The sequence below is a fragment of the Urechidicola vernalis genome (assembly GCF_031846385.1).
GTDB classification, from domain to species: Bacteria; Bacteroidota; Bacteroidia; order Flavobacteriales; family Flavobacteriaceae; genus Urechidicola; species Urechidicola vernalis.
This window is the reverse complement of sequence record NZ_JAVRHV010000004.1, coordinates 315,726-331,044: the sequence shown is the minus strand read 5'-3', so window position 1 is coordinate 331,044 and position 15,319 is coordinate 315,726. Positions and strand designations below refer to the sequence as shown.

Sequence of the window (15,319 nt, the reverse complement as noted above, 5' to 3'; positions counted from 1 at the left end):
TGTAATCACTGGAGCCTCATTATCTGTTACTGTAATTGTCTGAACTTCCTGAGAAGCAGCATTCGTATTCACATCTGTTACATTCCAAGTAATTGTCGTTACGCCTACTGGATAATCTGCATCTAAGGCCAAACCATCTGAACGAACTCCTGTTGGAGTACCTACAGAACAATTATCTGTTGCCAATGCACTAACTGTTACATCCGCTCCACAAACGCCTGAATCTGTATTTACATTCTGATCTCCATTATGTGTAATCACTGGAGCCTCATTATCTGTTACTGTAATTGTAAATGAACAATCCGCAGCAACTTTATTTCCAGCTGCATCAGTATATGAATAAACAACTGTATAAGGTGAATTAATCACACTTAAAGAATCACCACTAGCAGGACCAGAAATTAAAGTAGCCGTCCCTGTACCATCACAATTATCATTAAAAGTAGGTGCTGTATAGTTCACTATAACCTCACAGTCCGCACCTCCGTCATCATTTGTAAATAAATTAATATTTGTTGGACAGCCAACTAATGTAGGCAATTCCATATCTGGAGTTGTCGTTAATATTATTGGGCCAATAGAAGTTGAACAATTTACTGCAGGAGGATCTTGTAATTCCTCAATACCAATTAGGTAAGATCCATCTGTTAAATTATTAAAAACACCTGTTTCGTTAGATGCTTCAGCAGTTCCATTTCCATTCTTAAACAATACATATAAATATGGTGCAACACCTCCAGAAGCTGTAACTGTAATAGAACCTGCTGTATTACAATCTGGTTGAACAACAATTTGTGATACAGTCAACAAAGTACCAGAACCAATCTCATAATCATCACCATCCCAATCATGACCATCTGAATCATCTAAATCCACATCATATTCACCTGGCGGTAAATTATATACTTCATCACCATCAAATGCTCCGGAAACAACAACAACACCATTTTCATCCTCTATCGATATTGTATAAGGTTCTACACCTCCACTTGCCTGAACATGTAAACTTCCATCATTCCCACTACAATCAGCATCTAAAGGGGTAACTCCACCTGCAAATGGTCCAACAGCAATTATATCAGGAATCTCACCATTACAACTAGGATAATTTGCATCTATACATGTAATTGTACCATTATTAGTATTATCCCATCCTACAATAATATTCTCGAGCCCATAGACTGTATTCACTTCACCATCTACCACATAGTCAGAAATTGCATGATAAACTTTATAATTATCCGTTTGAACGGGACCAGTCTTAGACGCTCTAATAGGAACCTTCATACCTCCAGGCGACAAATCAACTAAATCAAATTCAACATACAAATCAAATTTATTACCTGTTTTCTGAACTTCTATAAATACATATGCAGGGGTTCCATTTGAAATACTTCCAACATTTGCATCTGTTATTGGAGTTCCATTAGCCAATCCTATAAAAGCCCCTAATATTTTTGTTGAACTTGATGTACAATTTGCATTTGGATCCGCATTTTCGCATGCCCCAATGTATTCCGATAAATCTAATTGAGCATAACTGTTTACACTAGGCAAACAGTAAAAAACTAAAGTTAAAATTAGTAAAGTAATTTTTTTCATAACATTATATTTTAGAAATATATAATAAGTTCAATCTGTTTCTAAACACGAAATTCTGCGCATTGGCAGTTTCGTTCATCATCAATAAATAATTGGGGTTATTATATGTACCTCTTCTTACACCTAATATGGTAAAAAGAATAAATCTTAAAGAAGCACCTATAGTATATAGACACTCTATACTTTTTTGATAAGAATAATTTTTTTCAAAAGTAGTTTTATACATACGCTTTTTCTTTAAATAAAAATATCGAAATTGTCGTACAATGTGGGGTTATACATTTATTTCGACAACAACGCAGTTATTTAACTTCTTTAAAAAAACAAGGCCAGAATAATTACAATTGTGGGCTTTGTAATCTTTAAGATGAATCACCTAGCAATTAAATGATTCTGGTACAAACATAAAAAAATCTATTTCGGACCTAACAGTCATAACTGATTAATTTTAAGCAAATATGTAAATGGTAAGTTTATTCTAATAAACGGCATGTTTTTAAGAATATTGTATAGGAGTATAATTAAGGGTTAAAATACTTCCATTTTTTAGTCAATAAATACATTTTGTAGTACTTTTGCTCTTCAATTTAGAATCAATTTTTATGAGTTCATACGATGTTACCGTTATAGGTTCAGGACCAGGAGGTTATGTTGCAGCAATTAGATGTGCACAACTAGGTTTAAAAACAGCAATTATTGAAAAATACAACACCTTAGGCGGTACATGTTTAAATGTTGGGTGCATCCCTTCAAAAGCATTGTTAGATTCTTCTCATCATTACCATGATGCAGTTCATCATTTTGAAAAGCACGGAATCGATACTAAAGAAGTAAAAGTAAATTTTGAGCAAATGATTGCGCGTAAAGAAGAAGTTGTTTCTCAAACAAGTGGAGGGATTAATTTCTTAATGGACAAAAACAAGGTTGATGTATATCAAGGATTTGGATCATTTAAAGATGCAACACATATCAACATTGTATCAGAAGATAAAACCGAAACAATTGAGTCTAAGCATACTATTATTGCAACAGGATCAAAACCATCAACTTTACCATTTATTTCTTTAGATAAAAAACGTGTTATTACTTCTACTGAAGCATTAAGCATGAAAGAAATTCCAAAGCACTTAGTTGTTATTGGTGGTGGGGTAATTGGACTAGAATTAGGGCAAGTCTACAAAAGATTAGGATCAGATGTATCTGTAATAGAATACATGCCTAAAATTATTCCTACTATGGACGGAATGCTTTCTAAAGAATTACAAAAGTCTTTAAAGAAACAAGGCATCAAGTTTTACACGAGTCATAAAGTAACCTCAGTTGAAAATACTGGAGAAACGGTAAAAATCACTGCAGACGACAAAAAAGGAAAACCTGTTGAATTTGAAGGTGACTATTGCCTAGTATCTGTAGGTAGAAGGCCTTACACAGATAAATTAGGTTTAGAAAATGCTGGAGTAAAGGTTAATGAAAGAGGTCAAGTAGAAACAAACGACCACTTACAAACCAATGTTCCTAATATATACGCTATTGGAGATGTTGTAAAGGGAGCCATGTTAGCTCACAAAGCAGAAGAAGAGGGTACTATGGCTGCCGAAATTATTGCAGGTCAAAAGCCACATATAGATTACAATTTAATCCCTGGTGTTGTTTACACTTGGCCAGAGGTTGCTGCAGTAGGTAAAACGGAAGAGCAATTAAAAGAAGAAGGCGTAAAATACAAAGCCGGAAGTTTCCCTATGAGAGCTTTAGGTAGAGCAAGAGCGAGTATGGATATTGAAGGGCAGATTAAAGTTTTAGCACATGCAGAAACTGATGAAATATTAGGAATGCACATGATTGGCGCTAGAGCTGCGGATATGATTGCTGAAGCAGTTATTGCTATGGAATTTAGAGCATCTGCAGAAGATGTTGCAAGAAGTTCTCATGCCCACCCAACATTTACAGAAGCCATAAAAGAAGCTTGTTTAGCGGTAGATGGAAGAGCGATTCATAGTTAATACTATATTTTAAAACATTTAAAAGTCCTTTCATATGAAAGGACTTTTTTATTTTTACCAAATTCAAATGCGCGTTTTAAAATCCATAAAAATTAAAAACATCGCTACGTTCAAATCTAACTTATTGAATTGGGCGCAGCAATTTGAGCATGTTGTTTGGCTAGATTCAAATAAAAATGAACCTGAAACTTGTATTTCAAAATACGACGCTATTCTAGCAGTTGACAGCGAATCCATTCTAAAATTAGATTATGAAAACGCTTTTCAGAAACTCAAAGAATATCATACAAAAACAAACGATTACTTGTTTGGTTATTTAGGTTACGACCTTAAAAATGATGTTGAACAACTATCTTCTTCTAATTATGATGAATTAAACTTTGATGATCTCTGTTTTTTTCAACCGAAAAAGATTTTCTTTTTAAAAAATAACGAAGTTGAAGTTAAATACCTCTCGAAATACACTTCTGAAATAGAAACAGATTTAAAAACTATTTTAAACAGTCCTATTTTCTCTGAAGAAAACAAGAGCCTTGAAGACAATATCAAAATAAAACTTAGAATCCATAAAGACGAATATTTCAATAAAGTAAATGCAATTTTAAATCACATACATAGAGGAGACATTTATGAAGTTAGTTTTTGCCAGGAATTTTATGCTGAAAATTCGGAAATTAACCCACTTAAAGTTTATCATAATTTAAATGAAATTTCTACTCCACCTTTTGCGACATTTCTAAAACTAAACAGCAAATATTTACTTTCAGCCTCACCAGAGCGTTTTTTAAAGAGAACTAACAACACCATTATTTCTCAACCAATAAAAGGAACAACAAAAAGAGGAGAATCTGAAAAAGAGGATGAGCAGTTGAAATGGTCGCTTGAAACAGATTTAAAAGAACGGGCCGAAAACATTATGATTGTAGACTTGGTCAGAAACGACCTGTCTAGAACAGCAAATAAAGGAACGGTCAAAGTTGCTGAGTTATGCAAAGTTTATTCCTTTAAGCAAGTACATCAACTAATATCTACTGTAGTTGCGGAAGTCGAATCTGATAAAAACTCAATCGACATTATTAAAAGTATGTTCCCTATGGGCAGCATGACCGGTGCACCAAAAATTGCTGCGATGAAAATAATTGAAAAGTTAGAGGAAACAAAACGCGGCTTGTACTCTGGCGCTGTGGGTTACTTCACTCCTAACGGAGATTTCGACTTTAATGTGGTAATCAGAAGTATTCTATACAATGCGAATAACAACTACATTTCTTATTCGGTTGGGGGTGCTATTACTTCAAAGTCGATTCCAGAAAATGAATATGAAGAATGCCTTCTAAAAGCTAAAGCAATGAGAGAAGTTCTATTAAACACTAATTAGTACCTTTAACTGCTCATGATTTCGAATTTCAAGAACCATATCAACACTCGTTTTTCTTTTTTAAAAGAGAAAAAACTGTTGGTTGCTGTTTCTGGCGGAATAGACAGTGTTGTTTTGACTCATTTATTATATCAATTAAAACAACCCATTGCCATTGCGCATTGCAACTTTAATCTCAGAGGAACTGAAAGTGATTCTGACTCAGAATTTGTAAATACCTTGGCAGGAGATTTGGGTATTACTCATTTTTCAACCTCCTTTGAAACTGAAAAAATTGCGAAGGAAAAAGGAATTTCAATTCAAATGGCTGCTAGAGACTTAAGATATGAATGGTTTGAAAAAATTCGAATACAAGAAAAATTTGATTACATACTAACTGCCCACAACAAAGACGATGTTTTAGAAACTCTATTAATAAATCTTACGAGAGGAACAGGACTCAAAGGACTTACCGGAATACCAGAAATAAACGGAGTTATTGTAAGACCATTATTAAAATATAGTCGAGAAGAAATTTTACATTTTGCAAAAAAGAATAAAATTTTATGGCAAGAAGACTCCTCTAATGCTTCAACTAAATATATCAGAAATAAATTAAGACACGATGTTATTCCAGTTTTAAAAGAACTGAATCCAAATTTAATGGATGCTCTAAACAACACCCTAAACCATTTAAACGGAAGTAAGGAAATTATTAATAAGGCGGTGGAAGACTTTTGTAAAACGGCAGTTACAAAAAAGGGTAAAGTAACAGAAATTAGCATTTCTCATTTAACAGAATTAGAAAATCCTAAACCATATCTATTCGAAATACTTTCATCCTATGGTTTCTCAGAATGGGATGATGTTTCAAATATGATTCATGGCCAAACAGGGAAATTTGTTCTTAGTAAAACACATAGATTGTTAAAAAACCGCGAACACTTGCAGTTGACAAAATTAGAGAATAACAACAAAAAACAAAGTTTCCAAATCCATTCGCTTGATCAATTTAAAACTGATGAGTTTGAAATTATTTTTACAAGAGTTTTGGAAAAGAATACAATTAATAATATTTCAGTTGACATCTCAAAACTGATATTTCCATTAACCATTAGGCGATGGCGAAATGGAGACTATTTCTACCCAAGTGGAATGCTTGGCAAGAAAAAAGTGAGTAAATTTTTCAAAGACGAAAAATTATCTTTAATCGAAAAAGAAAACGCTTGGATACTCGAAAACGGAAATCAAGACATTATATGGATTGTAAATCTTCGTCCTGATCGAAGATTCGAACTATCTAAAGAAAAGAAAGACTTTGTGCAAATCTCCTTTTCTTTACACTAATCGTCGTCATCTAAAAAGAAAATGTCATTCACATTCTTCTCAAAAACCTCCGCAATTTTTAAAGCCAATACTGTAGATGGCACATATTTATTAAGTTCCATAGCATTTATAGTCTGCCTACTTACACCTATAATTTCTGCCAACTGAGCCTGAGTTATATTTTTAATCGCGCGCTCTACTTTAATGTTATTCTTCATAACTCAATTGTTTTTTTGATTTGTAAAGCATAAAGTGAAACCTAACTATAAAAATAAACAAGACCGTAAACATATTATAGATCAATACACTAAAAAAAGGCATGTCAAAAACTAACAAAACAGCCAGCAATAACACAGCATAATTTACATAAGTAGCCCAAATCAAAGATTCCATTCTGATCTTATAAATAAACTCATCTTCTTCTTTTGTCTTACTAAAACCGACTAGCACTCCTCCAATAATAATCAAAATTGAAGCAACCTCATCCGACACATTATTCTCTGACCAGGTCAGGCTTTCATTGCTTGTTAAAAAACCAGACTCTTCTCCAATCAAAGGAAATACATTTACTTTCCAATTAAAATAATCTAAATCGTTCATCATTAATAGTGCTCCTAATCCTAATCCAACAAGCAGGAGAATCCAACCAAATAGTTTAAATCTTGTAGGGAATAAAAAACGTGTTTTCATAATCATATATTGTTTAATTATTTATCAAATGTAAAGTTTATTTTACATTATGACAAGTATTTTAAACATTTAATTTATTGAATTCTTAATTTTATTAATTTTTAATTTATGGATTCAACAAAAAATACACTATTTTATTCTGCATTTAATGAATTACCAACAATACCAATACAATACTCGTAATTCTTTATTCAAGATATATATTGATTAAACATCCTTTTGTAACTTCGCTCAAAACATGAATATTTTACAATGGCCTTAAAAACAAAATTAAAACGATTTAACGATAATGTATTGGGGAATTTTCAAATGTACAACAGTGTATTCACTGGCTTACCATTTGATAGTATTAGCAGTACAGGAGTGATGCTACCTTTGTTTCATGAAACTTGTGAAAAAGGATTCAAAAACAAAAAAAATCCAACAGAAATTGTAGAGTATTTTTTTGAAAAATACCAAGAGAACCCAACGGAAGAGGAGCGCGTAGATTTAATGTTCCGCTTTATTCAATATATAGAAAGACAAGTGGTGTTATTTGATGCTATTGAAGATTCTGCATTCCCTATTATTAACAATATGAATGGGTTGGGCACTTTAAGAAACATCAAAGAAGTTGCCAAGTCTTCGAATAAAAGGGAAGAATTAGTTAAATATTTAAATGATTTTAAAGTCAGAATAGTACTAACTGCACATCCAACTCAATTTTACCCAGGAACTGTTCTCGGAATTATTACAGATCTGACTAAAGCCATTAAAGAAGGTGATCTTGTAATGATTAAAAAATTACTTGCTCAACTTGGAAAAACACAGTTTTTTAAACAACAAAAGCCAACGCCTTTTGATGAAGCGGTAAACTTAATCTGGTACTTAGAAAATGTATTTTATCATTCTTTTTCTAAAATCAGCAATTACATTGAAAATAACATTGCAGCGGGCAGACCTCTTGACAATGAGGTTATAAATATAGGGTTTTGGCCAGGAGGAGACAGAGATGGAAATCCTTTTGTAACAACAGAAATAACACTTCAAGTAGCAGAAAGACTGAGACACTCTTTAATGACAAACTATTTTAGAGATCTAAGAAAATTGAAAAGACGCTTAACTTTTGAAGGTGTAAAAGACCCCGTGTTCAATCTAGAGAAACGTATCTATGAAGAAATTACATTTCCTATTGCGCAACGTAAACAACTAAAATTAGAAGAGTTTAAAAATGAATTACAACAAATAAGAGTCACCATTATTGAACAGCACAAATCTCTATTCTTAGACGAATTAGACGATTTGATTCATAAGGTTAATCTATTTGGATTCCATTTTGCAACCTTAGACATTAGACAAGACAGTCGTGTACACCACAACGCTTTTACTGAGTTGGTTGAAGAATTACAGAATGAAGGGGACCCTACATTCCCTGTAAACTATACTTCTTGGAGCGCCGATGAACAAGTTGAATTTTTATCGACGGTAAAAGGAAAAATTAAACCAGAAGGTTACAAAGACGAAGTCCTAAATAAGACAATTGGATCTATTTATGCATTAAAAACAATCCAAAAGAAAAATGGAGAACTTGGCTGTAACCGATATATTATTAGCAACAATCAGACTGCCTTAAATGTAATGCAAACCTTTGCTATGCTAAATCTTTGCGGGTTTGGAGGTAAGTTACCGGTAGATGTTATTCCATTGTTCGAAACTGTAGATGATCTATTAGTTGCAGACAAAGTAATGGAACAACTGTATCAAAATAAAGCCTATATGAAGCATCTTAAGAACAGAAAGTTCAAGCAAACTATAATGCTTGGTTTTTCTGACGGAACAAAAGATGGAGGTTATTTAATGGCAAATTGGGGAATATACAAGGCAAAAGAAAATCTTACGGCCATGTCTAGAAAATATGGTATTAAAGTTATATTCTTTGATGGCCGTGGAGGACCACCTGCTCGAGGAGGAGGAAAAACACATCAATTCTACGCGTCATTTGGACCTACAATTGAAAATCAAGAAATTCAATTAACAGTGCAAGGACAAACTATTAGTTCAAATTTCGGAACATTAGAATCATCGCAATACAATTTAGAACAATTGTTAAGTGCTGGGATTTCTAATGAATTATTTAGCGGAAATAGAAATGTACTTTCAAAGAATGAAAAGGAATTATTAAATGATATGGCCAATACGAGTTATCAGTCGTATGTAGATTTTAAAAATCATCCAAAGTTCCTTCCTTATTTGGAGCAAATGAGCACACTTCAATTCTACGCCAAAACTAATATTGGAAGTAGACCGTCTAAAAGATCTAAATCTGCTCAACTTAATTTTTCTGATTTACGAGCGATTCCTTTCGTTGGATCTTGGAGTCAGTTAAAACAAAACGTTCCTGGTTTCTTTGGAGTTGGAACTGCCATTAAAAAATATGAAGAGAAGGGTGAACTACAAAAAATAAAGGATTTATATGAAAATTCTGACTTTTTTAAAACCCTTTTAGAAAACAGTATGATGTCACTTTCAAAATCATTTTTTGAGTTGACGTCTTATATGGCTGACGATCCTGAATTTGGAGCATTTTGGAAATTAATATACGCGGAATATGAACTTTCAAAAAGGCTTATTTTAGAAGTTGCTGGTCACACCAAATTAATGGAAACAAGTCCGGAAGGAAAAGCTTCTATTGAAGTAAGAGAACATATTGTATTACCTTTGCTTACAATTCAACAATATGCATTAAGAAAAATTCAAGAATTAAAGCGTCAATCTAAACCGGATTTAAAACAAATTGGGGTGTATGAAAAGATTGTAACACGTTCATTATTTGGAAATATTAATGCAAGTAGAAACTCAGCATAGATGACAATAAAAGATTTAACTAAAGACGAATATTTCAACTATTATCAAACCTACATTGCAAAGGTTAAAGAACATGACCTTGTCGAAGGTCTTGTTCAAAACAAAATGGAAACGGTCTCTTTATTAGAGTCATTATCTGAAGAGAAATTCGACTATGCTTACGATATTGACAAATGGACTATCAAAGAATTATTACTTCATATAATTGATACGGAACGTATTTTTGCGAATCGCGCTTTGCGAATCGCAAGGAACGATCAAGTGCACCTTCCAGGGTTTGATCAAGATGAGTTTAATAATTATGCCGAGGCTAATAGCAGAACTAAGACTGATTTAATTGAAGATTTTATTGCAGCCAGAAATAACACGATTGCACTGTTTAAATCTTTTTCAGAATCAATGCTTACAAATATTGGCATTGCTAGTGACCATAAATTATCGACTCGTGCAGCAGGATTTATTATCATTGGCCATGAAAATCATCACATTGAAATACTTCGAGAACGCTATTTATAAAAGAGTTCTCTTAAATTTAAACCCCAACTAAAATAGGAACATAAAAAATCTTATTTTTAACATTTGTATTTCTTCACATGAAATACCTTGTTATTATGAAAAAAAGAATTTTAAAATTTTCCTTAGCACTGATTGCTATTCTAATCATTGCATTATTCCTTTTTATAAACAGCTTAAAACCCACTTATAAAGGTGAAATTACCCTGAATGGCCTCTACAATAAAACCTCGGTATATTTTGATGATTACGGCATACCGCATATTTATGCAAACACGGAAGAAGATGCTGTACGTTCTTTAGGCTATGTTCATGCCCAGGATCGCTTATGGCAAATGGAATTATTAAGACGCATAGCACCAGGAAAATTATCAGAACTTTTTGGAGAAGCAGCACTTGAAAACGATAAACTATTCGCAAGTTTAGGTATTGATGAATACTCTGAAGAATCAGTTAAACTTCTCAGCAAGAATAGTGACACTTATAAAATGGCAAACGCCTATTTAGAGGGCATCAATGAATTTATAGCAAAAGGACCTACTCCGATTGAATATAAAATTTTAGGATTAAAGAAAGAAAACTTTACGCTAAAAGACACCTACAATGTTATTGGTTATATGGCGTTCAGTTTTGCCATGGCGCATAAAACTGACCCTCTATTAACTTCACTACAAAAAAAACTAGGGTATCGATATTTAAACGAACTTGGTATTCAAGTTCCTGCTAATTCAACTTTAATAAAAAATTACAACGAGCATATTGAAGATTTAACTGTGGCTATAAATGAAATTATGGAGAATTCTCCAATTCCTCCGTTTATAGGCTCTAATAGTTGGGTTGTAAATGGTAATAAAACCGAAAGCGGTAAAGTATTATTTGCCAACGATCCTCATATCGCTTTCTCTTCACCATCTGTTTGGTACGAAGCACATATTGAAACTCCAAATTTTGAAAGTTACGGCTATTATTTAGGGGCTGTGCCTTTCCCTGTGCTTTCTCATAATCGAAACTATGCATATGGAATAACCATGTTCGAAAATGATGATATTGATTTTTACCAAGAGAGAAACCACCCGAATGATGATTCTAAATATCAATTTAAAAGAAGTTACCGAGATTACTCAAGTACGAAAAAAACAATAAACGTTAAGGATGAAGAACCAATAACTTTTGAATTAAAATCAACTATACATGGACCTGTAATGAATGGTATTGTTGAAACCATTGATACGGATAGACCAATCTCCATGTCTTGGATTTACACCAAAATTCCAAATCAACTTTTAACTTCTTTATATGAAATGTCTAGAGCAAAAAATTTAGACGATGTAAAAAAAGGAGTTGCAAAAATTCATGCTCCAGGACTAAACATTATGTATGGAGATGCCGATGGAAATGTTTCATGGTGGGCGGCTGCTCAATTATATAAATTACCAGAAAATGCAAATTCAAAATTAATTTTAAGCGGAACAGGAAATCATGAAATAAAAGATTATTTAAATTTTACTCAAAATCCACAGGCACATAACCCAACATGGAATTATGTGTATTCTGCCAATAATCAGCCAGATTCTATTGCCGGAATACTTTACCCAGGCTATTATCTACCAGAAGATAGAGCCAAAAGAATTACTGAACTTTTAGACCCTAAAAACGATTGGACCAAAACAGATTTTATGAAAATGATTTCAGATACAAAATCGGCTGTTGCACCGAATAATGTAAAAATTATAACTGAATCTATTGAAAAAAAACAACTAAACGAAATAGAAAAAGAGGCTTTAGAAACTCTTACAAATTGGGATGGAGACTTTAATAAAAAAAGTATAGCTGCAACTATCTATACAAAATATATTTACCGCTTCTTAGAAAATACATTTCAAGATGAGATGGGAGAAACATCATTCAGAAACTTCACAAAAACACATTTAGCGGGTAGAACTATTGCCGAGCAATTAAACAAAGAAAAGTCTATTTGGTGGGATAACACCTCAACAAACGATAGAGAAAGTAGATCTGATATTTTAAGAATTTCTTTTTCTGAAACTGTAGCGGTTTTAAGAGAACAATTTGGAGACGATATTTCAAATTGGACATGGAATCGTGTTCACACACTTGAACACAAACATCCTTTCGGAGAAATTTCAGTTTTACGGTCGTTTTTTAATGTAGGTCCTTTTGAAGTAGCAGGAAGCAAAGAAGTCATCAACAATTTAGCCTATAAATTTACAAATGACGGTACTTACGAAGTTCATGCCGGACCTTCTACAAGAAGAATCATTGATTTTTCAGATATTGAAAACAGCATGAGTATTTTACCTACCGGTAATTCTGGAAATCCATTTAGTGAATTCTATAAGGATCAAGCAGAAATGTATGCGAATAATGAGTTTCGAAAAATGAAAATGAACAAAGAAGAAATCGAAAAAGTTTCGACAAAACTCACTTTTACAATAGAGAAATGAAAAAAATTAAATGGGGAATAATTGGTTGCGGAAATATTGCAAATAAATTTGCTGCAGACCTTTCATTATTTAATGATGCCGAATTGCATGCAGTAGCATCAAGATCAGAAGATAAAGCAAAACAATTTGCTTCTAAGCATGATGCAAGACTTGCATACAACTCATACAACGCCCTATTTAATGATAGCGAAATTGACATTATATATATTGCTACACCACATTATAGTCATGCCCAACTGAGCATTGAAGCCATGGAACACGGCAAACATGTTTTGTGTGAAAAACCACTTGGAATTAATAAAAAAGAAGCGCAGCAAATGATTGACACTTCTAAGAAAACAAATTGTTTTTTTATGGAAGCATTATGGACCAGATTCAATCCTGTTTTTGTTGAAGTATTGAAAAGAATAAATGATGGTGAAATAGGCGAGGTTAACTACATAAACGCAGATTTCGCATTCTTATCTAATCATGCATTAGAAAGTAGAGTTTTTAATTTAGATTTGGCAGGAGGTGCTTTGTTAGATATTGGAATATACCCGGTTTTTTTAAGTTATGCTATACTAGGAATACCCGAAAGCATTAATGCTAGGGCCTTATTTAAAAAAGAAACTGGTGCTGACATTCAAACTTCCATGTTATTTAATTACAAAAAAGCAAGTGCCATATTATATTGTGGGTTTACTTCTCATTCTGACATGACCGTAAGAATTTCAGGTACCGAAGGACAAATTCATATTCACGACCGATGGCATCAAGCAGATCGTTTTAGCATTATTAAAGACGACCATACTGAATTGATTGAATTAACTAAAACGGGCTTAGGATATTCTCATGAAATAGAAGAATGTCATAAATGCTTAAATGACCATAAAATTGAAAGTGATTTATGGTCACATCAAAACAGTTTAGATTTAATTTCGCAATTAGATAGCGTAAGAGAAAAAATTGGACTTACCTACCCTATGGAAGATTAATCCAATTCTCTTACCCAAATATTACGAAAGGAAACACCACTTTTATCATGATGATCTTGCAACCTTAAAGGTGCTTTTCCATGAGGTGGGTTTTTAGGCCAACCAATGTATTGTGCAGTTCCTAAAATTGCAAAATGATCTTGAATTAAAACGCCATTATGCAAGACAGTTACTGTGGCCGATTTCGTTTTCATCCCTTTTGAATCAAACTCAGGCGCATGATAAATGATGTCATAAGAATTCCATTCTCCAGTTGGGACAGATGCCATAGCTAAAGGAACAGACTGTTTATAAACACTTCCTACCTGACCATTTACATAGGTTGGATTATCATTACTATCTACAATTTGAACTTCATATTTACTCTGCAACCAAACACCACTATTAGACTTTGATTGACCGCTTCCAGTACTGTTTTTATTAGAGCGCCACTCAATATGCAATTGCACACTGCCAAATTCTTGCTTGGTCTCAATATCGCCAGATTTATCCTTAACCGTCATGCTTCCATCTCCGTTCAAAATCCATTCTGCTGGGCTTTTATCTTCAATATGTTGCCAGGCATTTAAGTTTTCTCCATCAAACAAAACAATAGCATCAGATGGCGGAGCGCCAATTCCATTTGTTTTTACAACAGGTACCTTTGGCTCCCACAATTCAGTTTCTTCTGGTTTTGTTGGCTCTTTTTCTCCAACTTGGGCAATAGCATTGTTAATTATAAAAAACACAACTAAACCTACTAATATTTTATTTTTCATTCTTTATTACTTTTTTATTTCAAAAAGAAAGGGTTCTAATAAAGAACCCCCATTGAGCTTGATTAATTAATTCATACAATTTTAATCCAACTTTCTAATTTTTATATCTCTATACCAAACTATATCCGAATGATCCTGCAATCCGATGTGGCCGTCAGTATATTTTCCAAATCCATCCCAACCTTTAAATTTTGAGTTTTCTATCAAGGAATCCCATTCTGGACCATTAACCGGAAACTCAACAATTACAGTTCCATTTAAAGTCACAACACCTTTATTGGCATTATGATCTACTTTTAACAGCACATGATTCCATTCTCCTGCTGGATTACACACATCATGCATGGGCTGAACCATATCATATAATGCACCTGCCTGATGAAACTTAGGATTATTCCGTGCATCTGGATGACGTTCATTATCTAACACCTGAATCTCAGGCCCCGTTTGATATGCTTCTTTGTATTTTTTATCTTCAAATACACTCCAAAAAATTCCACTATTTCCTCCTTCTGAAATTTTCCATTCTATTGATAATTCAAAATTTTCAAATGTCTGTTTTGTAATAATATTTTTTCCGTTCTTTTTTCCTGGAGTAAACTTCATAGCATCACCGTCAATAGACCATTCAGGATGCATCCCGTCTATAGCATAGCCTTTCCAATGATCATAATTCGACCCATCAAACAAGGTGATCCAATCGTTTTGAGCTTTACAGGAAACAAATAACATCCCTGCCATTAATACATAAATTAATCTTTTCATTATTATATTTTTTTGTTCTTAG

At 33.1% G+C, this 15,319-nt stretch carries 12 protein-coding genes; 7 read left to right on the top strand and 5 right to left on the bottom strand.

Going from position 1 to position 15,319, the window contains the following annotated elements:
* Nucleotides 1-1,602 (bottom strand): HYR domain-containing protein (locus RM519_RS10115; protein ID WP_311593683.1); only part of this gene is annotated, 1,602 nt, incomplete at its 3' end.
* 602 nt (nt 1,603-2,204) lie between these two features.
* On the opposite strand from RM519_RS10115, the gene lpdA reads away from it, so the two are divergent.
* From lpdA to tilS, 3 genes are all read left to right on the top strand, one after another.
* On the top strand, nt 2,205-3,602 hold the full coding sequence (gene lpdA / locus RM519_RS10110) for a dihydrolipoyl dehydrogenase (RefSeq protein WP_311593682.1): 1,398 nt from the start codon (nt 2,205-2,207) through the stop codon (nt 3,600-3,602).
* A 67-nt stretch (nt 3,603-3,669) separates the two neighbouring features.
* Nucleotides 3,670-4,980: an aminodeoxychorismate synthase component I gene (gene pabB / locus RM519_RS10105; RefSeq protein ID WP_311593687.1), complete on the top strand. Its 1,311-nt coding sequence runs from the start codon at nt 3,670-3,672 to the stop codon at nt 4,978-4,980.
* Nucleotides 4,981-4,995: 15 nt separating this feature from the next.
* Nucleotides 4,996-6,306, top strand: coding sequence for a tRNA lysidine(34) synthetase TilS (gene tilS, locus RM519_RS10100; protein WP_311593681.1), 1,311 nt, complete (start codon nt 4,996-4,998; stop codon nt 6,304-6,306).
* On the opposite strand, the gene RM519_RS10095 is transcribed toward tilS, so the two are convergent.
* On the bottom strand, nt 6,303-6,503 hold the full coding sequence (locus RM519_RS10095; protein WP_311593680.1) for a helix-turn-helix transcriptional regulator: 201 nt from the start codon (nt 6,501-6,503) through the stop codon (nt 6,303-6,305). The genes tilS and RM519_RS10095 overlap by 4 nt on opposite strands.
* The gene (locus tag RM519_RS10090) at nt 6,493-6,975 is read right to left on the bottom strand and encodes a hypothetical protein (protein ID WP_311593679.1); all 483 of its coding nucleotides are present in this window, start codon (nt 6,973-6,975) and stop codon (nt 6,493-6,495) included. The genes RM519_RS10095 and RM519_RS10090 overlap by 11 nt, the downstream gene beginning before the upstream one ends.
* Nucleotides 6,976-7,227: 252 nt before the next feature.
* Here RM519_RS10090 and RM519_RS10085 point away from each other — a divergent pair, with 252 nt between their 5' ends.
* The 4 genes from RM519_RS10085 to RM519_RS10070 all read left to right on the top strand — a co-directional run bounded on the left by RM519_RS10085 (nt 7,228) and on the right by RM519_RS10070 (nt 13,774).
* Entirely contained in the window at nt 7,228-9,819 is a 2,592-nt protein-coding gene (locus RM519_RS10085) for a phosphoenolpyruvate carboxylase (RefSeq protein WP_311593678.1), read from the top strand.
* Nucleotides 9,820-10,335, top strand: a complete 516-nt coding sequence (locus RM519_RS10080; protein ID WP_311593677.1) for a DinB family protein — start codon at nt 9,820-9,822, stop codon at nt 10,333-10,335. It begins immediately after the preceding gene.
* 95 nt (nt 10,336-10,430) lie between these two features.
* Nucleotides 10,431-12,797 carry a penicillin acylase family protein gene (locus tag RM519_RS10075; protein ID WP_311593675.1) on the top strand — a complete coding sequence of 789 codons (2,367 nt, stop codon included), beginning with the start codon at nt 10,431-10,433 and terminating at the stop codon, nt 12,795-12,797.
* The gene (locus RM519_RS10070) at nt 12,794-13,774 is read left to right on the top strand and encodes a Gfo/Idh/MocA family protein (RefSeq protein WP_311593673.1); all 981 of its coding nucleotides are present in this window, start codon (nt 12,794-12,796) and stop codon (nt 13,772-13,774) included. The genes RM519_RS10075 and RM519_RS10070 overlap by 4 nt, the downstream gene beginning before the upstream one ends.
* On the opposite strand, the gene RM519_RS10065 is transcribed toward RM519_RS10070, so the two are convergent.
* Nucleotides 13,771-14,532 carry a 3-keto-disaccharide hydrolase gene (locus RM519_RS10065; RefSeq protein ID WP_311593671.1) on the bottom strand — a complete coding sequence of 254 codons (762 nt, stop codon included), beginning with the start codon at nt 14,530-14,532 and terminating at the stop codon, nt 13,771-13,773. The genes RM519_RS10070 and RM519_RS10065 overlap by 4 nt on opposite strands.
* Before the next feature lie 81 nt (nt 14,533-14,613).
* Nucleotides 14,614-15,297: a 3-keto-disaccharide hydrolase gene (locus RM519_RS10060; RefSeq protein ID WP_311593669.1), complete on the bottom strand. Its 684-nt coding sequence runs from the start codon at nt 15,295-15,297 to the stop codon at nt 14,614-14,616.
* Nucleotides 15,298-15,319: the final 22 nt, after the last annotated feature.

What these genes read in the sequence shown, in the direction of transcription:
- RM519_RS10070 (WP_311593673.1), top strand. Translation starts at nt 12,794, where the DNA reads ATGAAAAAAATTAAATGGGGAATAATTGGTTGCGGAAATATTGCAAAT.
- lpdA (WP_311593682.1), top strand. Translation starts at nt 2,205, where the DNA reads ATGAGTTCATACGATGTTACCGTTATAGGTTCAGGACCAGGAGGTTAT.
- RM519_RS10075 (WP_311593675.1), top strand. Translation starts at nt 10,431, where the DNA reads ATGAAAAAAAGAATTTTAAAATTTTCCTTAGCACTGATTGCTATTCTA.
- RM519_RS10085 (WP_311593678.1), top strand. Translation starts at nt 7,228, where the DNA reads ATGGCCTTAAAAACAAAATTAAAACGATTTAACGATAATGTATTGGGG.
- RM519_RS10090 (WP_311593679.1), bottom strand. Translation starts at nt 6,975, where the DNA reads ATGAAAACACGTTTTTTATTCCCTACAAGATTTAAACTATTTGGTTGG.
- RM519_RS10080 (WP_311593677.1), top strand. Translation starts at nt 9,820, where the DNA reads ATGACAATAAAAGATTTAACTAAAGACGAATATTTCAACTATTATCAA.
- RM519_RS10065 (WP_311593671.1), bottom strand. Translation starts at nt 14,532, where the DNA reads ATGAAAAATAAAATATTAGTAGGTTTAGTTGTGTTTTTTATAATTAAC.
- tilS (WP_311593681.1), top strand. Translation starts at nt 4,996, where the DNA reads ATGATTTCGAATTTCAAGAACCATATCAACACTCGTTTTTCTTTTTTA.
- pabB (WP_311593687.1), top strand. Translation starts at nt 3,670, where the DNA reads ATGCGCGTTTTAAAATCCATAAAAATTAAAAACATCGCTACGTTCAAA.
- RM519_RS10060 (WP_311593669.1), bottom strand. Translation starts at nt 15,297, where the DNA reads ATGAAAAGATTAATTTATGTATTAATGGCAGGGATGTTATTTGTTTCC.
- RM519_RS10095 (WP_311593680.1), bottom strand. Translation starts at nt 6,503, where the DNA reads ATGAAGAATAACATTAAAGTAGAGCGCGCGATTAAAAATATAACTCAG.